Origin of the sequence: Marinoscillum sp. MHG1-6, assembly GCF_024714475.1 — a bacterium.
GTDB lineage: Bacteria > Bacteroidota > Bacteroidia > Cytophagales > Cyclobacteriaceae > JAMZMI01.
The window spans coordinates 233,263-258,859 of record NZ_JAMZMI010000003.1; the positions used below are offsets into that span (position 1 = coordinate 233,263).

The window sequence follows — 25,597 nt, forward strand, 5'->3', positions numbered from 1 at the left end:
AATATTTAGTGATTGCCGGAAAAGGTTCCAAAATCCGCTTCGGTGATCGCCCTGAATTCCTCCAGTGTCTTATCATCACCATATTCCGCTTGCTTTTCCTTTAATTCTTCCTTCATTGAGGTAATGATCGATGCATATTCAGGATTGTCTATCGCATTGTTCAATTCATTCGGGTCCTTCTCCAAATCATAGAACTCCCAAACATCGATGTTGTAGTAGAAGTGGATCAGCTTGTAACGCTCATTTCTAATCCCATAATGCGGCTGTACATGATGCCAGAATGGGAACTCATAGTAATGGTAATACATCGACTGATCCCAGGTTTCCGGGGTTTCTCCTTTCACATTCGCCACAAAGCTCTTGCCCTGAACGGGGCCAGGAGCCTCAACTCCGGCGAACTCCAAAATCGTTGGGGCAAAATCCACGTTGGAGATAATGTCATTGTTTTCCAGTGGCTCTTCTACCATGGCCGGGTAGCGCAATAGGAATGGCATTCTTAAAGACTCCTCGTACATAAATCGCTTGTCAAACCAACCGTGATCACCCAGATAAAAGCCCTGATCTGATGTATAGATTACTATAGTATTTTCAGCCAAACCATTTTCATCCAGGTAATCCAACACCCTACCAATATTATCATCCACCGACTTCACACAAGCCAGGTAATCTTTGATATATCGCTGATATTTCCACTTCCTCGCCTCCTCTACCGTCATGGTATCATTAGGCAACCATCCTTCACCAAATCCTCTCTTATTTCCCCATCCAAGCCATTTCTGAAGCTCACCGTTACCCATGCCTTCAGGCGGCATAAGCTTCATATCCTTGCGATTGAAGAAATCCATCGTCATGTCCGTATCCCCGGCTGTCTTTTCTCTTCCTTCATAATCGTCATCAAAGGTTTCAGGGTAAGGCATTTTGACACCGTCAAACAGGTCCATGTATTTCTCCTCCGGATCCCAATTTCGGTGGGGCGCCTTGTACTGGAGCATCATCAAAAATGGCTTGTCGGTATTCTTTGCATCTGAGAGCCACTCCAGCGCAAAGTCTGTTGTTAAAGTAGTGGCATATCCTTTTTCTGTGACCTTCTTACCATTCTCATTGTACACCGGGTCATAGTAAAAGCCTTGCTGACCGGGATTGTCATGGTACTTGAAGTGATCAAAACCGACCGGCTCCGTGCCCAAATGCCATTTACCAAAAAGTGAGGTGGTATAGCCATTTTCATGAAGCGCCTGCGGAAAGGTCCATTGATCGGAATTGAACTTACCCCCCGACTCATTTTTGTAATATCCATTCACGTGGCTGTATTTACCTGTCAAAATCGCTGCTCGGCTGGGACCACATATAGCATTGGTACAAAACACGTTATTGAATTTCACCCCTTCATTCGCAATCCGATCAATGTTGGGTGTTTGAAGGTACTGGTCATAAATACCACCATAGGCTGAGATCGCGTGCGTGGCATGGTCGTCACTCATGATAAACAGGATATTGGGACGCTTCACTTCCTCCTCCTGCTGCTTTTTCTGGCAACTCAAAATCAGGGGAATGACCATGAATATCATAAAGTAGTTTATCACCTTTCCTGTATTGCTCACTAACATTTTCAACTTATCTAACATCATAACTCAACCCTTATAATACACTTGATTCTACCACATTCACCTCCACACGCTGAAGGTCTTCATCACCGGAAGAGCCACCTACCATGAGGGTGAAGACTCCTTTTTCGACTCCATAATTCATGTCGAGATCATAATAAGCGAGATCGCTGACCTTCAGATCAAACTGAACTTGCTTTGATTCTCCTGCCTTGAGCGCCACTCTTTGATAACCTTTCAATTCCTTAACCGGACGAGTAACCTCAGAGACCTGGTCGTTGATGTATAGCTGCACCACTTCTGTTCCGTCCACCTTACCACTGTTGGTCACCTGTGCCGTCACCGTGATGACATCATCCGGTTGATAATCCGTTTTATCCGTCTTCAAGGAACTGTATTCATAATTAGTATAACTCAACCCGTAACCGAAATGCCAAAGTGGCTCAGAGGGTGCATCAACATACTTATGAAAGAACACGGATGGCTTGTGGTTATACACCATTGGCACCTGTCCTACATGATAAGGGAAAGTCAACGTCAGCTTTCCTGATGGATTCAGATCACCCTTCACAATCTCCGCAACAGCCTGACCTCCAAAAGCTCCAGGCTCCCATGCTTCAATGATGGCCGGGATATTCTCTTTGATCCATGGCTCAGAAAGCGGTCTTCCATTGACCATAACAACAATGATGTTCTTATTGAGCTGATAAAGCTTCTTCACCAACTCCAGTTGGTTGCCCATCAGGTTAATCGTAGAGCGACCTACGTTCTCACCACAATTCTTTTCGTCCTTGTCATATCTCAAAGAGTTAGAACCAACCGCCACCACGATCACATCATAGCCTTTCGCCTGACTGATTGCTTTGTCCAGCAGTGCCTGATCAGGATTTACAAGGCTTTCGCCGCTATTCACAAAATCGACCGCTGCTCCCTCAAATACCTGCTTAAAACCTTCATAGATCGTCATGATATTTGATTCCGGCTGTGGCAACGACCAGTCCCCCATTACGCGGTGGTTGTTGGCATTTGGACCTGTCACCAAAATCTTTTTCTTATCAGCAGATAGCGGTAACAACCCATCATTCTTCAATAACACAATGGACTTTCTTGCCGCCTCCAATGCCAAGGCTTTATTGGCCTCGTTGTAGAGCGTCTGATCTATCACCTTTTCATCCACAAATGGATTTTCAAACAATCCCAATTGAAATTTATGGTTCAGGATGCTTCGACATGACTCATTAATTTTCTCTTCGGCGATCTTTCCCTCCCGTACCAATTCAGCCAATGGATACAGGAAATCAGGACCGTGCATATGCATATCCATTCCCGCATCTACAGATAACCGGATCGCTTCTTTTCCATTTTCGGCTACCTGATGCAGCTTTTCGATGCGCTCTATATCCATCCAGTCACTTACCACAAATCCATCGTATTTCCATTCGCCTCTGAGGATATCGGTCAGCAACATTTTATTGCCATGACATGGCACTCCATTTAACTCATTATGCGCCGCCATGAAGGACGCCACTCCTGCTTCTACCTGTGCTTTGTATGGAGGCAGCCATATCTCCCTCAACTGTCTCATGGAAGCATCCATGGGTGAGGCATTTGTTCCGTTATAAGGCTCACTTCCTGCAATGAAATGCTTGGCACACGCGAGCACATTGTCCTTGCCAAAATCACCCTGGTAACCTTCTGTAAAAGCCACACCCATCTGTGAAACCATGTATGGATCTTCTCCGAATGTTTCACCCACACGGCCCCATCGGGGATCCCGGGCTACATCTACATTGGGAGAAAAAGTCCAGTGCATTCCGGTAGCTCTGACCTCCTGAGCGGTAGCCTTAGCCACACGATAAAGCAGGTCATTATCCCACGAAGAAGATAATCCCAACTGTGTAGGGAATACCGTGCTGCCCTCAATCATGGCATGACCGTGGATGGCATCGATTCCAATCAGCAATGGTATTTTCAACCGGGACTCTTGAGCCAGCTTTTGTAATTCATTCGCCTCTTTCGCATCCTTCACATGCAGAAAAGAGCCAATCTCTCCATAGGCAATCAGGGATTTCAATGAGTCGGTACTCATACCGGGGTACAATCCCCACTGATCGTTATGGATCAGCTCATCACCACTAATACGCTTCTTGGATTCTTCAATATGCAAGGGTGCCACGTATTGGCACATCTGTCCAATTTTCTCCTCCAGGGTCATTTTGGACATTAAATCCTCAACTCTCTCTGCCACCGGGGCATTTGGATCGGTGTATTCATAAGTTGCCATTTTCGTCTGACAACCAACACTGGCAATCATTAACCAAAGAGCAGAAAATGCACTTAATATATATCGGGAGTTCATCTTATTTCAATATTCGGTGTTATCAACTTTCAAGCATGAAGACGGTCAATAGAACGAGCGCTGCAACTAGGCAAAAGGCCACAAAAAACTGCATGATTGTGTACTTCTTCTTCTGTCTAAAAACCGTCTTCATTTGCTCAATTTTTTCGGTTATTCTTCTTCTGCCGCAAATGGCACTGAGGCTTCCACTCTGATCTCATCAATAAGGAATTGCGCACCACCAGTGGCAGCTCCGGATTTCACAACCCTCCAGGCTATGTAAATATTAGATTCACCCGGGGTTACTTCCACTTCCTGAAAAGGAACAGGGTTAAGATCTGCATCACTTGTCAAAGTTGACCAAATAGAAGACCCACTCCAGCCAGCATTATCAAAGGCCATTATCTCCTGCCAGTGAGCATCATAGGTGCCTGTTGCCAATCCAGTATTGCTATGACTACTCGCAAGAGTGCGTTGATACCAGCCTAATCTATTATCGGCAAAACCAAAACCGTCGTTGAATGAGACCCTCAGCTTTTTCCAGGTCGATTGCATGGTTAAGTTCAGTTCAAGAACCGCATCAATCGGATTATCCACATCACCGCCGGGCTGATTTAATCGCACGGTTTTAACACCTTTCGAGGTATTCTCAAACACATTCATGTTCTGTACTGAAGCATTTAGTGCGTAACCCGTCAGGTTCGCATTGAAGGCTTCCGGTGCCGTAGGCGTACTTGTGGCCGCATCAAAGTTTTCGGTAAAGACAGGGTTCTCTGTGTCCCATCTGGTTTCCACGGTCAGATTGAAAACTCCTTCAAAATCCTTTGAAACGCCGCTGGCATTGGTTGCAATCACCCCGATGGTATGAACACCCAGCGGAAGTCCAGCATCCGCAGCGATAGAAACGCTACCATTGGCATCTGAAGAGAATGATCCTGAGAAAGCACTCAGTTCCGCAGGTAAAATCACCTCATATCCTCCGGCAGCATCCATTCCATCCAGTGTCGGATTGGAAGTAGAATAAGCAGTCCATGGTGAAAGTGTCACTCCTGTAAGGGCAGTAATTCCATCCTGCTGGAAGTAATCTATGGTTGGGGCCGGACCTACATTTACGGTAAGCACCTCAATAAAAGTCACTATCCCCAGATTAGTCTCCACTTTAACAGAAAAGGATGGACTGATCTGCTCACTGGCGGCAGTTTTTTCAATTTCTCCTGTACTTTCATTGATTTCAAATCCTGGTACAGATTCAATCAGAGAGTACTTCACCGATGTCACATCACCTGCCGAGTTATCCGTATAACTCACTGTGGCCAGTACTCCCAGATCCAGTGACCCAACTTCAACGCTGGCGTTATCTATATTCAAAGAAATAGGCACCTCCAACACGGTAAATGTCACCGCTTCTTTCATCACCAACAGACCAGAGGCGGTAGCTATGCCTACGCCGAGCGTATATTCTCCCGGGCTCAATTCTCCTTCATTTTCGTAAGAGATCACCCCTGAAGCTTTATCAATACTGAACTTGTTTCGCTGAAAAGTACTTCCTTCAGGCCCCTTAATAGAATCCAGCACAAAGCTGTAAGCTCCTGAAATTTCCACCGTTGGTGTATCTGCGCTGATCACATCCAGATATGGATAAGTTTCCACATCGGAAAAAGTGACCACACTGTCTTCGGCTGAGATCGTTTGAGGTACATACCTTTCAAAATCTTCCTCTTCCTGGCAACTAAAAAAGACCAGTACAAGGAGCGCCAATATGATATTAAAATTGATATTCAAAGTTTTCATCTTATTCCTGGATTAAGAGGTTAGCATTAATTTCAAGGTCAGGGATATCCAGCCTCATGACTACATCTTCTCCCTCGGCATGTTGCACATCCACACTCGGATCAAAGAGCACATTGTTATTATGGAAATCGATGATATTCGCTTTAAACCAGTCATATCCTCTTCTTCTCACCGTCATCATATCCTGACCTTCACCCAATAGCTCAAACTGATATTCCCGCATGATCGCTTCTCTGAAATCAGCCTGTGTGCCTGAGTATTTGGCCTGCGGAGAAAGTCCAACACGACCCAGCACCTCTGAGACATATCCTAACTGCTCACCATTTTGCAGCTCGTTAGATATCTCTGCCAACATCAACAACAGATCTGCATAGCGATAAAGCACAATGTTTTGATTGCCTACCCTGTCTTCGTTTGTGGGGTCCTTTTCAGAAAGCTTGAAGAAAAATGGATGAGCATTAGCAAAAGAACTTCTGGAGCTATTGACCGGATACTTATTCGTGGTTGAACCATTGTTTTGCTGTTTCCAGCTGGTCAGATAGGTCGTAGTCAACCTTGGGTCCCCGGGATAGGTATTGGCATGCAAGTCATAAAAGTCCGCATTGACCTGCAACCAGCCGAAAGTGTTTGCATAGGTGTAATTATTAGGAGTATAAGCCCTCACCCAGTCGTGCGAGGCACCGTCACTAGATTGCAACTCAAAAATGCTCTCAACATTATTATCTCCTGTTACCTCCTGGAAAAGAGCATCATAATCTCCCACGAGTTCATATTGGCCGTAAACCTTTATCGCTTCGTCATAAGCTACCTGCCAGTAATCAGCGGTATCACTTTTAATATCGGCTGAAGCAGTAGCCAACGACATGTACACTTTCGACAACAGCATATTGGCTGCCAAACTTTGTGGGTATTGATCGCCCGCCGAACCATTCATCAATGAAAGCGCCATCTCAGCATCTTTGATGATTTGCGAATAAACCTCCGCTTCTGATGACTTGGCCAATGAAATGGTTTCCGTTGTAGCCGGTGCCAATCTCATAGGCACCTCTCCCCACATGCTCACCAGGGTGAAGTAGGAATAGGCTCTGACAAAGTAGGCCTGACCTATCACATCATTGATCACCATCTGGTCAGGATCGATTGACCCTTCATCCGCTGTAGCAGAATGAATGACATCATTAGCTCTTGCTATGGCCACATAAATCTGTGCCCAAACACGCTCAGCATTCAGTTCTCCACTTGAGGAATTCAACGATCCGATGCTGGTGTTGAAGGCTGTATTCACACTATTACCTCCCCTTCTGGAGACCATGTAGCCCGAATAAAGGCCATTTAGGAAATAGTAAACGTTACTGTAAAGGTCATATCCGGCCAGGCCAAGATAAACACCGTCCAGTGCGGCACGTGCATTTTCAGCTGTGCTATACACATTCTCGTTCGACAAAAATGGCGGATCTTCTTCCAAGCTACATCCTGTAAACAAGACCCCCACAATCAATATATATGTTATAATATTTTTCATTTCAATACTGTTTTGGGTTAAAAGGTGATGTTGGCTCCGAAAGTGATACTCTTCGTATTGGGCACAGATACCCAATCCACTCCCATAATGCTACCATTGTACATGAAGCTGGTTACTTCAGGATCATATCCTTTGTACCCAGTTAGTGTCAGTAGGTTACGACCCGCCACGTAAAGATTGATAGATCCAATCCCCTCTACATTATCCATAGGTATATCATACCCCAGGGTGACATTTCCTACACGCATAAAGCTTCCATCCTCAACAATTCGGTCGGTGATCGCTGAAGCACTATTTTCTCCTTTATAACCGATCCTTGGATATAAATTCGTTTCTCTTTCCGGTCTCCAGGCACCATGATATGCCTCAGGATAGATGTTCGTGCCATTGCCCTCAGCGGTTCCCAGTCTTACGGAGTTTCCGTTGACGATATCATTGCCATAAACCCCATTGATCAACACATTGATATTGAATCGCTTGTAGGTCGCTCCCAGGTTAATGCCGTAGACAAAATCAGGGTTTGGATCACCGATGATCGTCCTGTCAGATGTAGTGATCTCACCGTCGCCGTCCTGATCGATAATTTTCACATCACCAGGTTGCGCTCCAGCCACCAGTATTTCATCTCCGGATTGGTAGATTCCATCTGTCTCATAGCCAAAGAACAAGCCGATGGCTTCACCTTCCATGAAGATGTTGGCCGGTGCTTTGAAGTACGTACCTGATGAAACATTGTCTCCCAGGTAAAACGAACGTTGCTGTTCCGATCCATCGATGTAAACACCACTGTTCGGTATTCCCAGTTTTTCAATACGTGTTTGGTTGAAAGAGATATTACCTCCAATAGTCAGGCTGAAGTCCTTCTTATCAACCGCTACTCCATTCAACATGAACTCAATTCCCTTGTTGCTGATTTCACCAAGGTTGGCGAAGAGGCTGGAAAACCCTGTTGATGCCGGGAGACGAGGCTGCTGAAGCAGGTCCTTGGTGTACTTTTGATAATAGTCCACTGTACCAGTGATGCGGTTATTCCAAATCCCAAAGTCAACCCCTGCATTCCACTGCTCAGTCACTTCCCATTTCAGCGTTGGGTTAGCTATGTTGACAGGAATAAAAGCTACGCTGGTACCATCTCCGGGTGTCGCATACAATTCACCCTTGTAGTTGGCAAGCGTTTGATAAGGCTGAATACCATGGTTACCAATTTGTCCCCATCCGGCTCTTACTTTTAACTCTTCAAAAATTCCGAGTGAGCTGATAAAGGACTCATCGGATGCATTCCAGGCCAAAGCAAAAGCAGGAAACAAACTCCACTTATTGCCACCCTTGAACTTGGAGACACCATCATATCGGAAAGTAGCTGTTGCTACATATCGACCCATGAAATTGTAAGTCGCCCTACCCAGTGCGGAGTAAATCTTGGTGTCCTGATAAAGAATCTCTAAAGGCTGGGAGGTGATCTGACCAAAAAATGGCTGTGCGGTTGTGAATGAAGTGGTAGCAAAATCCTGCACTTCGTATATGCTGTTCTCCACATGACGCCCGTCTATTGTCCAACCTACTACTGCATTGACATTGTGGATCTTTCCATACTTACTGTATCTCAACAGGTTGTTGATCTGATAAGATTTTGACTCCAGATCAGACATGGAAAGCACACCATTGGCAGTTCCGCCCTGAAAGGTGGTCAGGCCATACCATCTTTTTCTTTCCTTTTTTCGAATGTTACCACCTGCACTTATTTCATAAGCCAGCCCCTTTACCGGCAGCTTATAAGTCAATGCCAGCTTACCTACATATCTCTCTTCATTGGAAATATCAGAAAAATCATTGATCCAGGAATATGGACTGGAGAGTCCATTATCATCTGCATAGTCCTGTATATCTCCCTGGATAACAGGGTCAAAAAGCAAGAGGTTGTTGATAAAGCTTCTATTAGTACCTCCGGCTCTATCGCCATCCTGAGCAAAACTGCCTTCTGCGTAAAAAGCATTAAATCTGGACTCAACCTTCAGATTATCTGAAAGGTTTTGAGTCATGTTCATCCTAAGGTCAGCACTTTGAAAACGAGAGTTTTCAAAAACACCATCTTGGTCGTTGTAGCCACCGGAGATATAATATGAGCCGTTCTTAGATCCTCCACTTACTGAAAGGCCAACATTCAGATCCTTAGCAGTCATGAAAATTTCATCCTGCCAGTTGATCTGCTGAAGAGCCGTATCTCCTATAGAAATCCCGGATGTGCCATAGGTCACCGGATAGATATTATTACCCTCTATATGGTATCGGGGGTTCTCTCCATCAAGTACATTGGCTTCATTTTGATACTGGGCAAATTCAACGCCGTTCAGCACATCCAACTTCTTGGTGACATTTGTCAAGGAGGAGGTCACATATCCATTGATCTTCACTTTCCCGGTCTCCCCTTTTCTGGTAGTAATTAATACTACGCCGTTCGCACCTCTCGATCCATATATCGCTGTGGCCGAAGCATCCTTAAGCACTTCAATACTTTCAATATCTCGTGGGTTGATGCCATTCAGACCATTCTGGTTGGACTGACTTGCATTTCCATCCGAGCTCGCAGAGGCAGCATCTTCTCCGGCAGATGAAATAATGATACCATCCACTACGTAAAGTGGCTCATTATTTCCTCTTAGGCTGTTCGTTCCACGAATCTTAACGCTGATGCCCGAGCCGGGCTGTCCTCCTCCGGTCACCTGAACTCCGGCCGCTCTACCCTGGAGTAGCTGATCCACTGTGGTAGATTGTCGGGCCACATTTTCTTCAACCCGTACGGAGGCAACGGCCCCCGTCAAATCACTCTTTCTCACGGTACCATAACCCACGACCACCACTTCTTCGAGTTCCTCAAAATCCGGCTGAAGCGTGACATCCAATTTCGTCCTTCCCTGAACAGATACTTCCTTTTTAATAAAACCTAAAAATGAAACCACCAGCGTCTCTTCACCCGATGGCACCTCAAGAGCATAGCCTCCATCCATGTCCGTGACCGTCCCCTGAGAGGTACCCTTGATCAGGATACTCGCACCCGGGACGGGTTCTCCCTCATTGTCTACTACAGTGCCACGCAACATCTGCTGAGCTGAGACCCACTGGGTAGTCAATAATAAAATCAATACTGTATAAATCTTCTTCATTCTTCTGGGGTAATAGTTTTTACTTATTGAACCATGGATCGAAGTTCATAAAACCGTGTCCCAAGCTGGTTTGAAAACTGTTATAAGAGGTTGAAATACTATCAAATGCGCAATAAACCCGTTTTTAACAGCTATAGGATTGGATTTTTCATAATTTCAAAGACCAAAAAGAATGGAATTGATAATAATCAAACCTGTACTGATCAGGAATAAACCTGACCGGATTCCCTCTTCTCTGCCACGAAGGCCGATGGGCTTTGACGGTAATATTTTTTAAACAGGGTGCTAAAATATTTGGCATCCGAAAAGCCTGTACTGTAGGCCACCTCACTAATGTTGTTCACAGGATTTAACAACAGTTTACGTGCTCTCTTTAGTCTGATCGTTCTTATAAACTCCGCCGGAGACAGATCCACCAGCGACTTCAACTTATGATAAAACGCCGTCCGGCTCATTGCCATCGCCTGGCATAAATAGGTCACAGATAGTTCCGGGTCACTAATATTTTCTTCCACGAGATTGGTGATTTGCTCCAGGAATTGTTGATCCAACTCGTTCGACAAATCCTGAAACTGCACGCCCTCATCCCCAGTCACAAAACGATCACGCAATGCCGACCTGGTTTGTAGCAGGTTGTCGATCTTACTCGCCAGGATTTCAAACTCAAATGGCTTCACGATGTAATCGTCCGCACCACTTTCAAATCCCTGTTTAATATGTTCTTTCGACTCCAGACCCGTCAGTAGAATAAAAGGAATATGACTGGTTTCCACATTGGATTTGATATTCATGCAAAGCTGGCGCCCGTTCATCTTAGGCATCATCACATCACTAATGATCAAATCAGGAGGATTGTCCTGTATCATTTTGAGCGCTTCCTCTCCATCCCTGGCTGTCAATACCTGGAACTTCTGTTCGAACTTGTGCTTTTGATATCGTTGCAGGTCTTCATCATCCTCTACCATGAGGATCTTTATCTTTTCATTACCAAGCACCTCCTCTTCTATTCGCTTGGATTCATTAAGTGCTGTTTCCTTTTCCCTGGCAAAATCCTGCTGCGGAACAGTCTCCACGATCGGCATGGAAATCTCAAACTCTGAGCCTTTTGATGAGGATTGCACCAGTTTTACAGCACCTCCCAGCGTATGCGCCAGGTCGCTGGCCAATACCAGACCAACGCCGCTCCCACTGCTCCCGGACCCTCTGGCATCTTCCGTACGGTAAAAGAGGGTGAAGATTTTCTTTTGGTCGACTTTCGAAATTCCAATTCCATTGTCTTTTATCGTCAGACTCCATTTCTTTTCACTTCTGCTCAATGAAAGCCCTACGGCACCATTTTCTCGCGTGTATTTAATCGCATTGGAAAGCAGGTTACTGATGATCTTATCGAGGATCTGTTCATCACTTTTGATAATGAACGATTCTTCCTTGTGTTTAAAATCAATGGTAATGTGCTTCTTATCAGCCAGCACCTTAAAGGCAAAGACCTTGGATTCGATGAGCCCGATTAAATCCACAGACTGGATCTGCAAATTGCTACTTCTGACCCTGACACGCCTGAAGTCAAGAAATTGCATCATCTGCTTATGGAGCTTATCTGCACTTTTCAAGGCGACCTCAAGGCTCTCCCGCTCCTGGTTTTCAATCTTTTTATTGCCCAACAAATCAGTCAAAGGGGCTCTGATCAACGTGAGAGGAGTCTTAATCTCATGTGCCATTTCGATAAGGAAATGGAGACGCTCCTCAGCATTTTTGGATTCCAGCCTCATTCGGTTCAGATATAATAACATCGCTACCAGCAAGATGATGACCAACAAATAGATCATATAGGCCCAGGCCGTACGCCAGAAGGGCTTCATGATGGTGACGCTAATAGAGGATTCCGACGCCAGGGGTTGACCAATTTCATCCAGAAGCCTTAACCTGAACACATAATCCCCCGGATCAAGGTTGGTATAAGTGGCCCGTGTCACATTATCTGCTTCCAGCCAGGAATCATCAAAACCCTCCAGGGTCCAGGAAAACCGACCCTGATCAGCATGAATAAAATCTACACTCGTAAAGCCAATAGAGAAAGAGTTCTGATCATGAGCAAGCTTAAGATTATCCACGTATTCCAGCGGTTGGGATAAAATAGAATTTTCGCCGGCGGTGATACGCTCATGATTAAGGTATAAATCCGTAAATACGATCCTTTTCTCTGTTTTAATGGACTCAATCGTAGCGGGATCAAACATGATCACCCCTTTATTAGTCCCGAAATAGAGTACACCGTCATCATCTCGCAGAGCACTGTTTCTATTAAAATCGGTGGAAAGTATCCCATCCGACATAAAATAGTTATCGATGTTTTCCTCTCCTATTTCGCTAAGCCCTTCTATCGTGGCCACCCATATATGACCATCCAAATCAGCGATTAAATCATAAATGGTGTTTGATGGAAGTCCGTTGGAGACATTAAACTGACGTAAAACTTTATCCTGAAAATCATAACAGAAAACCCCGTGATCCATCGTACCCACCCACAGTCTTCTTTGATCGTCTACCAACAGCGAGGCTACCAGCTTGCCCTTTAGGGCATCCTCCAAAGCCTTGTCAAGGGGCTTGATTTCATTGTACTCCAGGTCAATCATATTGATCCCATTCCTACCGGCCAGGATCACCTTGGTATCTGAGTAAGCCTCGATATCCACCGGTTCGTGGATCGAAAACTCTCTGAGCTGACCTTCTGCATTGAGGGACTTTACCGCCGAGTTAATATTACCCCAGAGCAACTCTCCATGGGGATGATAGAAGATCTTTTTGACCCTTGCTTCATTGGCAAATAGATCGTTGCCTATCTCCACTTTTTGGAATCTGTCGCCTGACCGGGAAAACTTACTGATCGTTTGATTGAATGAGGCCGCCCAGATGGCTCCTTGATCATCAACCGCCTGAGATAGCACTACGGCACTCAATAAGTTGTTTTTTCTACCCGTGATATTGATATGTTGCCAGTCATTATTGTTCTTATTCCAGATACTCAGCCCCTTGTCAGTACCAAAGCTGATATAGCCGGAGGTAGGCTCAACAATGGAAAGCACCACATCATTTTTTAGCGAATTGGCTTCTCCTCTAATATGTTTGATGGCGTAAAAATGTTGCTGTGCTGGATTGTAAATGTTCAGTCCGCCCCGATAAGTAGAGATAAACAATACTCTTTGTTGGTTGATGAAAATATCATAAACAGCATTAGAGCTGAGGGAATATTCTTCATCCTCATTGTAGTACAAATGTTTGGTGACTTCAGAGGCGAAGGAATCGTAAATGAAGATCCCCGCTCCATCCAGGCCAATCATCATTTTACCCCCACCCAGATCCACTATGGACCTGATGGCTACATCAACAGGAATTTCCTTCGAAAGCACTACCTTCTTCAGTCTGTAGTGTGCCAGATCATAAACATACAATCCGGCCGTAGACGTTCCTATCCATAGTTTATCCTCGGAATCCTGGTAAAAAAGCGATTCAATTTTCTGATTTTCCGGAAGCCAGGCACCATCGGCTTCTTTTTTCGCATAATCCTCTTTCTCTACATACTGCTCGTCTACTTGAATCAGCCCATTTCTTCCTGCGATGAAATATCCACCTTCATCAATTGGATAGATGCAGGAGACATTTCGGACTGAAACCCCAAAGCTGGTGTACTCAGAATTTGCAGGATTATAGAAAAAGACCCCATCGTAAGTAGCCACTAAAAACTGATCTTTCGATGCTATTTTGAAGTCCTCGATGTAGATGTTCGAACGATTTTCCGGCATCAGCTGGACATGATAAACAAAGGCGTCCAAAGCCTCATCGTATCGGTAGAGCATCCCATTGTTGAACACCACCCAAATCACACCCTCAGGGTCTATTTCCATGAAAACTGAAACAAAACTGCGCTTTCGTACCTCCTCAATTTTTTCCAGTTGATAATGCTTCAGGTTGTGGCCATCAAAGCGGCTAACCCCTCCTTCCGTGGCGATCCAGACAAAGCCCAAATGATCTTCCCTGACCATAAATACCCTGTTGCTCAACAGGCCATCATCAATGCCAATCGTCTGAAACCGATTCGTCTGGGCAATGCCTGAAAATAAAATGGACAGCAAGAACAGCATCAGCAGGACACTCCTGTGAAAGGCATATCGGATCAATAAGTCATGCGGCTTATGACAGATGGGAGTTGGGGTCATCATATCGGGAGTACTGTGCTTATATAAATCTAAGCTAAAAAGAGTATAAATTGTTTTAAAACCGGAATGCAAAGAATGGACGAATGCAAACCACTATTAACAGGAAACAAACCAGTTTACTGCATTAAATGATGATTTTTAATTCCCGGGCACAAAACGCCTGACCAAGTGGGGCCTTATGAATACCGAGAATAGTCGGCCTTTTGATTCAGTGAACATTAAACCTTTAACCCCAAAAATGATCTAACTCCCATGAAACTAAATCAACGGGAAGTCCAGCACTTACTGCTCAGAGCAGGTTTTGGTGACAGCTATGAGGTCATCAAAAGTTATATCAACAAAAGTCCGGACGAAATCCTGGAGGATCAATTCAAGAAAGGCAGGAAACCCGGAAAAGTAGCCATTGATACCTCCTACCCTAACCCCGGAAATATGCGGGAAATGTCCGACCAGAACAAGCAGATGATGCGCAAGCAGGCCAGAGCTGATATCAGGACGCTCAACACCCTTTGGGTTAAGGAAATGGTCAACGCCCCCTCCAGCCTGAACGAAAAAATGGCCTTTTTCTGGCATGATCACTTTGCCTGCAAATCCCAGAACCCGATTTTCATGCAAGGTTACCTTGATGCCATACGGAAGGAAGCTCTCGGAAATTTTGGCGATCTCCTTCGCGCAATATCTAAATCACCCGCCATGCTCCAATATCTCAATAACCAGCAAAACAGGAAGCAGGCACCCAACGAAAATTTTGCCAGAGAGGTTATGGAGCTCTTCACTCTGGGGCGAGATCAGAATTACAACGAAAAGGATATCTCAGAAGCTGCAAGGGCCTTTACCGGATGGAGTTTTGACAGTGAAGGGAACTTTATGGAGCGCTCCAAATGGCACGACGAGGGAACAAAATCCATATTGGGTAAAATAGGAAATTTCAAAGGAGATGATGTCCTGGATTTGTTGCTGAAAAACATGCAAACAGCCAGATACATTAGCCAAAAATGGGTCGCCTATTTCGTCAATCATGAAGGCAATACTGAGTTGGAAAGAAAAGTGGCGGATGCACTGTATAACTCTGACTATGATATAAAAACAGGACTAAAGGTCATGTTCTTCTCCGATGAATTTTATAAACATCAAAACATCGGATCCAGAATAAAATCTCCGATTGAGCTGATTGTCAGTATGCAGCGTCAATTGCAGGTATCCATCGAGGATGAGGATAGTCTCATCTTTTTGCAACGTATGATGGGACAGGTTCTTTTCGATCCTCCAAATGTAGCCGGATGGCCGGATGGCAAAGATTGGGTAGACAGTGCCTCCCTGATGTTCAGAGTCAACCTGCCGGAACTGGTATTCAAAGCCGCGGTGATTCAAAACCAGCCGGAAGCCTCCTTTGACGACAACGATCAGTTTAAAATCAGAGGCAGGCTGAGCCGATTGGAGACGCGCCTGGATTTGGACACACTGAAGTCTTCCTTTGAAAATGACTCCGCCGCCGCACTTGAGCAGTTTCTTCTACAGGATCATACCCAAGGCATCAATGTGCCTTCCGAGTTCCTGGATCAAATCGTTTACTTCACCTCTAAACCGGAATATCAATTATGTTAGGTCGTTCGAACAGAAGAGAATTTCTCAAGAAAATGGGCCTCACCACTGCGGGAACATTGATCGTCCCTGCTTTCCTTCAGGCCAACTCGCGCATTCTTCAACCAAACGGAAAGCGACTGGTAGTTATTCAGCTTTCGGGTGGTAACGACGGGTTAAATACGATCATTCCCTATCGAAATGAATTGCTCTACAGTCTGCGTCCTCAACTGGCTCCAGATACAGATCAGGTACTGAAGCTTACAGATGACGCAGGGCTGAATGGAAATATGACGGGTTTCAGAGCCTTGTTTGACGAAGGAGACATCTGCATTTTGAATAGTGTTGGATATCCTAACCCGAACAGATCCCACTTCAGATCCATGGATATCTGGCAAACCGCCAGTAGTTCCAATGAATACTTGAGTACCGGGTGGCTCGGTCGCTACCTGGACAGTGAATGTAGCCCCGATAAGGAAATCACGGCCGTAGAGATCAACAATATCCTGAGCCTGGCAATGAAGGGTGAAAAATACAAAGGACTACCTGTCACCAATATTCAGCAATTCTACCAGAGTGCCAGAAGTGCGGAGGCATCATCTTACTCCGGCAACAATCCTACAGCAGAATTCCTTTACAAAACCATGGCCGACACCAGAAGTAGCGCCAGTTATTTGTATGAAAAGAACAAGATCTTTAGCACCAAAAAAACCTATCCGGACAACATATTTGGAAACCAACTGAAACAAGTCGCAGAGATGATCATGTCCGGGGTAGAATCCCCTGTATACTATGTTAGTCTGGGCGGTTTTGACACCCATAACAATCAGCACGCTCGTCAGGGAAGGTTGTTGAAAATTTACAGCGATGCCATCAAAGTATTTGCAGAAGATTTGAAGCAAAATGGTGAGTGGACCGATACTCTGGTAATGACCTTCTCCGAATTTGGAAGACGGGTGAAGCAAAATGCAAGCGGAGGAACTGACCACGGAAAAGCCAACAACCTTTTCATAATGGGAGGTAATCTGAAGTCTGCAGGATTTTACAATGAGCTCCCCGACTTGTCCAACCTCAATGAAGGCGATCTTGACCATCAGATTGACTTCCGACAGGTTTACAGCACTTTATTAAACGGCTGGCTGGGTGCTGATGCGGAAAGTATTGTGAAGGGTCAATTTGATCGGCTGAAGTTCATTTAGTTCAAGAAGAAGTTGCAGAGTTCATGTATAACCCCTGTCTAGTCTTCCAGCGGTAATTCCCCGTGGAATGATGGTAACAATATGCATACTATTCTCCTCTAATCAACTCCAAAGATCCTTTCAGGATTGTCTTTCTGTCAGGTAACTACAACTGAGAACTAATCGCCGGGGACGTCATTACGAGCGTAGCGAAGTAATCTTACAATTGAAAAAGATTGCTTCGGTCGTTCCTCTCTTGTAATGATGATTTCCTATTGGTCTTAGATAAGAAGTATCACTTAGTATAAATCCGTTATTTTTGAAAACTCAATCCATAAATGTCCAAATTTCAATACCGTTCCCTCATTATTATCATTTCACTCGTATCAATCCTCTATTCGTGTGATCAATTGCTGGGGCCTTGTTCCTCAGTGAAATGCCCTAATGAAGGCATTTTTCTAAAATTGGAGAATGATTCCATTTCATTGGCTGAAGCAGCCGTACTTCAAAATGGTGAAATGGTCGATGCTTACATCCATGAATACGACTCTCAGGTGAGTGAATTATTCGTTCATTTATCAGATAATAATGATTCTATAAAAGTCATCCTTGCAGACACAACCTATGATATCAAAATTGAAGCGAGTTACAGCAAATCCAAATGTTGTGGGAACTTTTTAGAGATTGAACAGCTAAGCATTGGTGATTCTGTGCTATGCCAGGGGGTGGACTGTGACAATTCCTTAAGCCTTTCTTTGGATTAGTTTCGACTCTCCTCCTTCCCGCTTTAACTTAATAAACTGCACTACTTCATTCATTCTCCGACGGGATCCGGCAGGGTCTCATTAATTATCACGTTGAGCCACCCCCGCTGGTTCGATTTTGCAACTAGGACCTTTACGATTCTTGAGATTTTTTATTTGATATTGTTCCGTCATGTTCCCATCAATATGATCCAAAAACCTTGTCGGTGATAACACCAAGAAGGACTCAAGGGCTTGAAGGAATTCCATTACATCATTCATAGTAGTACCCTGACTTAATGATCTGCCAGGGTACTCCTAAATATGTTCAAATCAATCAACCTTAATAAACTTCTTACTTCTTGACTTATCATTACCGATTGTCAGTATATACGCACCTCGACTGAGCTGTGAAACATCAATTTCCATTCTATCAAGATCACCTCCTATTTGGACATTTACCTTACGACCATTAAGGTCAAATACACGCATCTCCGCCCCTCCAAGATTCTGACCATTTGAGATATGTAAAATATTCTTAACCGGATTAGGGTAGATGACCACATCTTCTTTCAACTCATTCTCAGAAACGGTATTCAACGGGGTACCAAACCTCACAGGAAGTAAGACGCCAACTGGATTACCACCTGATTCCAAGGCGTTAAGATTTGCTACGCGCTTATATTCCGTACCATCGGTATTTATTGAAAACACAACCCCTTCTCCAAGACTGCCACCTGAATTACAAGTACCCCATAGTTTTTTATTACACTCCACTAAACTCCCCATTGGAAACCCACCATTGACCTTATCAAAATCATATACTTTTCTAAATTCAAAGCGCTTATGCTTAAAGGTGAAAATAACCCCGACTCCTCTTCCTCCGGTCAGGGTAGTACCCCATAGCCTGTCATTGCTTTCAATAAGATTACCATACGGGACCGCACCATTGGCGATATCAAAATCATGCACTTTGGCATAGCCGGTTCCATCTGTCTTAATAGTAAAAATCACACCAACGTCCCGATAACCTCCCTGCGCTGCCATTCCCCATAATTTACCCTGATATTCCAGTAAACACCCATGTGGATATTTGCCATTTACTCCATTAAAGTCATGTACCTTAGTGAATTCAGTACCATCGGGATTGATACTAAAAATTGTCCCGTATCCACTCGAACCACCGGCAACAGTCATACCCCACAACCTACCATTACTTTCAATCAAACCTCCCCAGGGTTGTGCTCCGTTGACACCATCAAAATCATGCATCTTAGTGTAATTCGTGCCATCATTATCAAGATAAAAAATGGCTCCATACCCATTATTACCACCACTGGTAGTCACACCATACAACCTGCTTTCAAGTTCGAGCAACCTCCCATGAGGATGGTGACCTTGAGCGCCACTAAAATTGTAAATCTTGGAATAACTGGTACCCTCCCTGTCTAAAGTAAAAATAACACCTCCACCAGTACCCCCCTGTGATGTAATACCCCAAAGCATTCCATTACTTTCGACCAAACCACCATACGGATATTGACCATCCCCTCCTTCAAAATCGCGAACTATATTATAATCCCTGTTCTCAGTGTTAAGTGAAAAAATAAGCCCGGAGCCACTGGCTCCCCCTCCTGAGGTCATGCCCCACAGTTCGCCATTCCTATCAACGAGACTCCCATAAGGCTGACTTCCATTCTTACTATCAAAATCATAAACACTAGTAAATCCCGTGCCATCATTTTTTAGCGAAAAAATTGATCCAAACCCTTTTCGTCCTCCAAAGCTGACCATTCCCCATAATTTTTCCCGGCATTCTACAAGTGTTCCATACGGTTTCCTTCCATTGGAACCATCAAAACTGAAAACCATTTGATAATTTGTACCATCAGCATTAATGGAAAAGATTGCTCCACTATCATTGCCTCCTCCAGAGGTTGCGGTGCCCCACAACTTTCCATTACTTTCCAATAAATTACCATATGGAGTACTCCCACTTTCACCATCAAAATCATGCATTTTGGTATATGCATGTGTTTCTAAATCCAGAGAGAAGATTACTCCTAATCCATTCACCCCTCCTCTGGTGGTCATACCCCACAGACCTCTGTTACTTTGGACCAAACTTCCATAGGGTCGGCTCCCATTTTCACCGTAAAAATCAAAATACTTTTTATATCCTGTGCCATCTGTATTGATAGCAAAGAGCACCCCTGAACTACCTAACCCACCACTAGATGTCATCCCCCATAATTTGCCATGGCACTCAACCAGCGAACCATATGGATACCTACCATTTAAATCGTCAAAATCAAACACCTTATTGTAGCCGGTTCCATCTGTTTTAATTGAAAAAATTACCCCGGTATCATGTGTACCTCCATTGACAGTCATCCCCCAGAGCTTACCATTGCTTTCCACCAAACTTCCATAAGGGGTTCCCCCATTTTTTCTGTCAAACTCATGAACCTTCACATATCCGGTACCATCTATATTGATAGAAAAAATCACTCCTGCTCCTGACCGTCCCCCAGTAGAGGTCATTCCCCACATTTTACCGTTACTTTCCACGAGGCCTGTGAAATATGGACGATGCTCCGAAGCAAAGTCCATCAATTTCTCAGCACTTGACAGATTCTCATCTATGGTAAATACTGAGCCCCCTCCCAAAGTTCCAATACCAATTAGCTTTGTTGATTGGCCATATACAATAGCCCCTGAATTAAAATCCGTAGGCACTTGAGAGTTCGCAACAAATGGTAGCTCAAGAGCACTTAAGCATACCATATAAAGAATGATTTTTAACAAAGTTTTCATAGCGCGTGAATTGTTTGATTGAAGTAGAAGTTAAGTATCAAACCATGTTCACGGTTAGCAGGAATATTTCAATTGCTGACAATAATCCTCGGAGAAATTTTTAATGTGCAATCGTTAACAATATCTCATCAAAAGGTATCAATAATCTTTCAAAGGGGTTGAAAAAAGGGGCCTTTAAGGTATAAGGAGTGATCAATATGAACATATTGGAGGAAAAAATGACATGAGCGACTTGAGATTAAGTTAAACAACCCCAGCCCTCAAGTCGATCTATGAATCAGCCTTTGTAAGATGGATTTCCAAATACTTTTTTGGGGTCATTTCATATTTATCTCTGAAGCATTTTGAAAAGTAGGAGAGGTTTTCAAAGCCAACTCTAAAGGCAATTTCCGACACATTTCCTGCATTTTGTTTCAGCAAGGAGGCTGCCCGCTCCAGTCTAAATTCTCTAATGAGCTCATTTGGCGAGTGGTTGGTCAGGGCTTTGAGCTTTCGGTATAGCTGGATCTGGCTAAGATTCATTTGATTGGCTAATTGTTCCACACTAAAAGAGGATTCACTCATGCCTCCTTCGATCGTTTCAGCTACCTTCTTAATGAAGTTGTCATCCTGCGATTCAGTTCGAATGTCTGATGGCTTAATAATTTTGATCCCTGCATATTTATTATGCAGGAGATTACGCATTTTAATGAGGTTGTCAACCCTGATTTTCAATTCACTCATATCGAAGGGCTTTTCGATATATGCATCAGCCCCTACTTCAAATCCCTCTATCCTATCTGCCTGTTCAGCTTTAGCGGTAAGCATAATAATCGGTATATGACTGGTACGTTCATCATGCTTGCATGCCTTACACAATTCAACCCCATCCATGTTTGGCATCATTAAATCCGTGATAATAAGGTCCGGAACGGTTTCAACTGCCCGATCATACCCAATCTGACCATCTTCTGCCAATAGCACCTCAAATTCCTCCATCAGCTGCTTGCTGATATAAAGCCTCAAATCTGCATTATCTTCTACGATCAACACTACCGGAGCGTTAGTTTCAGAATTTCCATCCATTGAAGGCGTTTGCACCGGTTCATAATTGTAAGCCAATTGAGTGCTTTTTATCTCTTGTTGCTTCTCATTATTATCATAGGCAGTCACAACATCATCACTCTCAAGGTGAGCTGAACCTAATGGCAACCTCACCATAAAACTGGTACCCACTCCTGATATGCTCGAAACAGAAATTCTTCCTTGATGTAGCTCAACGAGTTCCTTCGTAAGCGCAAGGCCAATACCTGAACCTTCATGCCTTCGCCCTGCGGAATCATCTGCCTGATAAAAGCGATCGAAGATCTTGTCCAGATCTTGTGGATCAATGCCCGGTCCCGAATCGGTAACTTTAATTTCAAAGCACCCTTCCTTAAACTCCTCTGACGGACCCGATTTTTTTGACTTGAGTTTTATGTGTCCTCCTGTGCTGGTAAACTTGAAGGCGTTGGACAACAGGTTGCTAATGATTTTTTGAACCATATCTTCGTCATAAAACATATTCACTTCCTCCTCCAATTCCTTCTCAAATAAAATTGATTTAGATAAAGCAACAGAGGAAAATTGACTGGCTATCACGATGAGTAGTCTATTGATATCACCAAACCTGCATCTCAGTTTCATCATTTTCCCTTCAACCTTCGATAGATCCAGTAATTGATTGACCAGGTTAAGCAAGCGATCAGTGCTTCTTTTTATCAATCCAAATTCTTCCCTGTCTTCATTTGAAGTCGCCCGGGAGAGTCGTTGATCGATCGGCCCTTTGATTAGGGTCAGTGGCGTACGAAATTCATGAGAAATATTAGCATAGAAATTTGATTTTAGCGCGTTCACCTCCTTCAAATGCTCTGTAGAACGCTTATTATGCTCGAGATCCAATAGGAGATGCCTTCGACGAAATATTTCTGCTATCGTTACATATAAGATAACTCCAATAAAAAGAACCTTTAAGAATAAGGCCAATCCGGTATCCCAAAACGGCGTCTTGATAACAAAATCAATCTTTGAATAGGCCTCATTCTGATAAAACGAATTTTCCATTTTCAGCTCAAGGGTATATTCTCCTGGAGATAATTTATGGTAGATTCCTTTGCTATGGCTCACCAGATGATTCCATTTATTATCCTCTCCGGACAACCTATAATAATATTGATTGTCTTCTGAATGCTGATGATTCGTTGATCCTAGCTGAAATATCAACGTATTTTGATAATGCTCCAATTCAAGACTCTTGAAACCCGGCCCTGCATTATACTTATTGTTCATTGAATCAATAGGATCATTTCCAATGACAAGTTGTGTTACAAAAACATCAAGTGGATCATCAATTAATTGAAAATCCGCAGGATCGATTGAAATCAATAAATTCTGCCCCTCAAAGTAAAACTTACCATCTCTCCCTTTTAAAAATGGAGGGTTCCCGGCGCTGGTAAACTTCCAATCCTTACCATTCTCAAAGTAGGTGATCTTTAGAGTTTCAACATCGAGCCTCATCATCCCATTGTAGTATATACCCCATGGGTTACCTAAATCATCTACCAATACTCCGCGGACGCCATGGGTCTGATCATACGGATAACTACGACTTTCATTGGTTTTCATATCCACCTTCCAAAAGGCCTTATCTGTGATCATCCAGGTAACATCCGGCCCATCCGATGCTAAATCCCACATCCATTCCTTGCGTGCCTCCTCAAACCCCGGCACCAATACAAATTCCAATTGCTCGATATCAAGATAAAAAATGCCTTTATTCGTTACAGCCCAAGTGGTACCATTACAATCATTTCTGAACCAATAGCATTCCAAATCATCATATTTCTCTGGGAACAATTGTTCATGATTCTTTAATATCCGTACAGAATCTTTTACACTCATAATGACGGCCCACTTATTTTGCCAGGCACCAAAAAACTCCGTCTCATTAATGAATTTTCTTTTTTGTAAATCATTAGGCTCCTTCGGCTTGAATGCAAGAGGGATGAATTTCAATTCCTCTGTCTCAATAGAATATTTGAGCAAACACAACTCCCCCGAACTTGAGTATTCACCAAAGCACATATTTTTTCCTTGGTAATCCATGAAAAACCTGTAGTCTTTAGCGGTCCTGATATAAGCTTCATGATTAACTTGACCGGTTTTGAATAGATTGGTTTCTGAACGGAACCAAAAGTCACCCTTAAAATCCTGGTAGATGGCCTGACTGAATTCTCTCATGATAGCGCGATGATTGATGAAAACCGGATAAGTCTTATCCTCTAATGGTTCAACCTCAAAAAATTGTTTGTGTCTGACAATCTTGCACAAACCGTGAAAGGTTCCCAGCCAAATGATATCCTCCCCTGAGTCGTAATGCAACTTATTAATGTTATCCGGGATCCCAAATTCATCTGATGTTTCCAGAAACAAGGTCCCTATCTTCTCACCATCCGGGTTAAACCTCAGCAACCCACGGTAAGAATGGATCATCCAGATATTCCCATCATTGTCCTTAACGGACCCCCAGTTTCTTCCTATCCTGAAATTCCAGTATTCCGGTGCCCCGGGAACATACTTTTTCCAATAAAGTTCTTCCACTTTGACCGGTTCATTTCTGATGAATTCAAAATTCTTATTCAAATGAATAATTCCCTTTTCGTGCTGAACCAGCCATTCACCAGCATCATTCTGCCATATCCCCTTGATCCTTTCCGAAACAAAATCGATTAAATCGATTTGCCTGGTTGTCGAATCAATCATATTAAAAACCAGAAAATCAAAATCTCTAATGATCAATAATGTATCTCTGGCGAAATGAAGAAACCTGTGCCACGGGATGTCTGTATCGATAACTTTGGAGTGCTCCCGATCTATTATTTTGAATCCCTGGCGGGAATTGATCCAAATGCGATTGAGAGAATCTAAATAAAGCCCCCATACTGCCACATTTGGTTCATTCGTAAAAAGGTAATTGACCTTTTCAAATTCCCTTCCATTATATCTATGAATCCCTACATCATCCGCCACCCACAAAAAACCCTGCTTGTCCTTTACAATCCCATGAACTCTTGAATGAAACCCAGGGATGCGCTCAACAAAAAGGGAGTTTTGATTGGATTGAGCGTTGCCTCCCCAATTCAAACCAAGAGATAAAAAAATCCAAGTAAGGAGTCGAACAATCACTACATAATAGGCGACGTACTTATCAATTCTAATTTCTTTCAGTAGTAGCAATATTGGAGCGGTGAAGGGCATATATAAATTTAACCATTTAAGGGTTAGTTTGTGTACATAGCTTATTACTTGTTATAGGTTTCAATGACTGAAATTCTACACAAGAATTGGTATAGAGAAGTTAGTGATGAAGGACGAGGTGGACTGACAGAAATCTTGCATTTACTGACAGATATTTGTCAAAAGGCCCCAGGCATCCACATCTTCTTTGTGAGTAGCGCTGAGTACACCGGTACTTGAATTTTCTCCCATCCTGTATACTGATATATTGTTTAAAACGGATGTATTGGTTGCGATCTAATGATCAACCTGTATTTTTCTAGGGATAATAAATAAAATACTAACCCACTGAAAGATGTGTGGGTGCATTATATTCTGTTGTGGTGCCCCCCGC

11 protein-coding genes are annotated in these 25,597 nt (G+C 43.6%); 3 read left to right on the forward strand and 8 right to left on the reverse strand.

What is annotated here, in order from left to right; translation table 11 throughout:
* Window positions 1–5: 5 nt before the first annotated feature.
* From NXR94_RS08450 to NXR94_RS08475, 6 genes are all read right to left on the reverse strand, one after another.
* Window positions 6–1,628, reverse strand: a complete 1,623-nt coding sequence (locus NXR94_RS08450) for a sulfatase (RefSeq protein ID WP_258104182.1) — start codon at window positions 1,626–1,628, stop codon at window positions 6–8.
* A gap of 10 nt (window positions 1,629–1,638) precedes the next feature.
* Entirely contained in the window at window positions 1,639–3,963 is a 2,325-nt protein-coding gene (locus NXR94_RS08455) for a glycoside hydrolase family 3 N-terminal domain-containing protein (RefSeq protein ID WP_258104183.1), read from the reverse strand.
* Window positions 3,964–4,113: 150 nt separating this feature from the next.
* Window positions 4,114–5,733 (reverse strand): hypothetical protein, encoded by a 1,620-nt coding sequence (locus tag NXR94_RS08460; RefSeq protein WP_258104184.1) that lies wholly within the window; start codon window positions 5,731–5,733, stop codon window positions 4,114–4,116.
* Window position 5,734: 1 nt separating this feature from the next.
* Window positions 5,735–7,255 (reverse strand): RagB/SusD family nutrient uptake outer membrane protein, encoded by a 1,521-nt coding sequence (locus NXR94_RS08465; protein ID WP_258104185.1) that lies wholly within the window; start codon window positions 7,253–7,255, stop codon window positions 5,735–5,737.
* Window positions 7,256–7,272: 17 nt separating this feature from the next.
* Complete coding sequence (locus NXR94_RS08470; RefSeq protein ID WP_258104186.1) at window positions 7,273–10,416, reverse strand: TonB-dependent receptor; 3,144 nt, start codon at window positions 10,414–10,416, stop codon at window positions 7,273–7,275.
* Between the two features lie 203 nt (window positions 10,417–10,619).
* A complete protein-coding gene (locus tag NXR94_RS08475) occupies window positions 10,620–14,633 on the reverse strand; it encodes a hybrid sensor histidine kinase/response regulator transcription factor (RefSeq protein ID WP_258104187.1) in 4,014 nt (1,337 codons plus the stop codon).
* A 249-nt stretch (window positions 14,634–14,882) separates the two neighbouring features.
* Here NXR94_RS08475 and NXR94_RS08480 point away from each other — a divergent pair, with 249 nt between their 5' ends.
* The 3 genes from NXR94_RS08480 to NXR94_RS08490 all read left to right on the forward strand — a co-directional run bounded on the left by NXR94_RS08480 (window position 14,883) and on the right by NXR94_RS08490 (window position 18,153).
* On the forward strand, window positions 14,883–16,235 hold the full coding sequence (locus NXR94_RS08480; RefSeq protein ID WP_258104188.1) for a DUF1800 family protein: 1,353 nt from the start codon (window positions 14,883–14,885) through the stop codon (window positions 16,233–16,235).
* On the forward strand, window positions 16,229–17,410 hold the full coding sequence (locus tag NXR94_RS08485) for a DUF1501 domain-containing protein (RefSeq protein WP_258104189.1): 1,182 nt from the start codon (window positions 16,229–16,231) through the stop codon (window positions 17,408–17,410). The genes NXR94_RS08480 and NXR94_RS08485 overlap by 7 nt, the downstream gene beginning before the upstream one ends.
* Window positions 17,411–17,727: 317 nt before the next feature.
* Window positions 17,728–18,153: a hypothetical protein gene (locus NXR94_RS08490; RefSeq protein WP_258104190.1), complete on the forward strand. Its 426-nt coding sequence runs from the start codon at window positions 17,728–17,730 to the stop codon at window positions 18,151–18,153.
* 312 nt (window positions 18,154–18,465) lie between these two features.
* On the opposite strand, the gene NXR94_RS08495 is transcribed toward NXR94_RS08490, so the two are convergent.
* Complete coding sequence (locus NXR94_RS08495; RefSeq protein ID WP_258104191.1) at window positions 18,466–20,949, reverse strand: choice-of-anchor tandem repeat GloVer-containing protein; 2,484 nt, start codon at window positions 20,947–20,949, stop codon at window positions 18,466–18,468.
* Between the two features lie 270 nt (window positions 20,950–21,219).
* Window positions 21,220–25,224 (reverse strand): ATP-binding protein, encoded by a 4,005-nt coding sequence (locus NXR94_RS08500; protein WP_258104192.1) that lies wholly within the window; start codon window positions 25,222–25,224, stop codon window positions 21,220–21,222.
* Between the last annotated feature and the right edge of the window lie 373 nt (window positions 25,225–25,597).

Bases quoted from the DNA above. Each gene is read 5' to 3' on its own strand.
- NXR94_RS08450 (WP_258104182.1), bottom strand. From the start codon at position 1,628: ATGATGTTAGATAAGTTGAAAATGTTAGTGAGCAATACAGGAAAGGTG.
- NXR94_RS08455 (WP_258104183.1), bottom strand. From the start codon at position 3,963: ATGAACTCCCGATATATATTAAGTGCATTTTCTGCTCTTTGGTTAATG.
- NXR94_RS08460 (WP_258104184.1), bottom strand. From the start codon at position 5,733: ATGAAAACTTTGAATATCAATTTTAATATCATATTGGCGCTCCTTGTA.
- NXR94_RS08465 (WP_258104185.1), bottom strand. From the start codon at position 7,255: ATGAAAAATATTATAACATATATATTGATTGTGGGGGTCTTGTTTACA.
- NXR94_RS08470 (WP_258104186.1), bottom strand. From the start codon at position 10,416: ATGAAGAAGATTTATACAGTATTGATTTTATTATTGACTACCCAGTGG.
- NXR94_RS08475 (WP_258104187.1), bottom strand. From the start codon at position 14,633: ATGATGACCCCAACTCCCATCTGTCATAAGCCGCATGACTTATTGATC.
- NXR94_RS08480 (WP_258104188.1), top strand. From the start codon at position 14,883: ATGAAACTAAATCAACGGGAAGTCCAGCACTTACTGCTCAGAGCAGGT.
- NXR94_RS08485 (WP_258104189.1), top strand. From the start codon at position 16,229: ATGTTAGGTCGTTCGAACAGAAGAGAATTTCTCAAGAAAATGGGCCTC.
- NXR94_RS08490 (WP_258104190.1), top strand. From the start codon at position 17,728: ATGTCCAAATTTCAATACCGTTCCCTCATTATTATCATTTCACTCGTA.
- NXR94_RS08495 (WP_258104191.1), bottom strand. From the start codon at position 20,949: ATGAAAACTTTGTTAAAAATCATTCTTTATATGGTATGCTTAAGTGCT.
- NXR94_RS08500 (WP_258104192.1), bottom strand. From the start codon at position 25,224: ATGCCCTTCACCGCTCCAATATTGCTACTACTGAAAGAAATTAGAATT.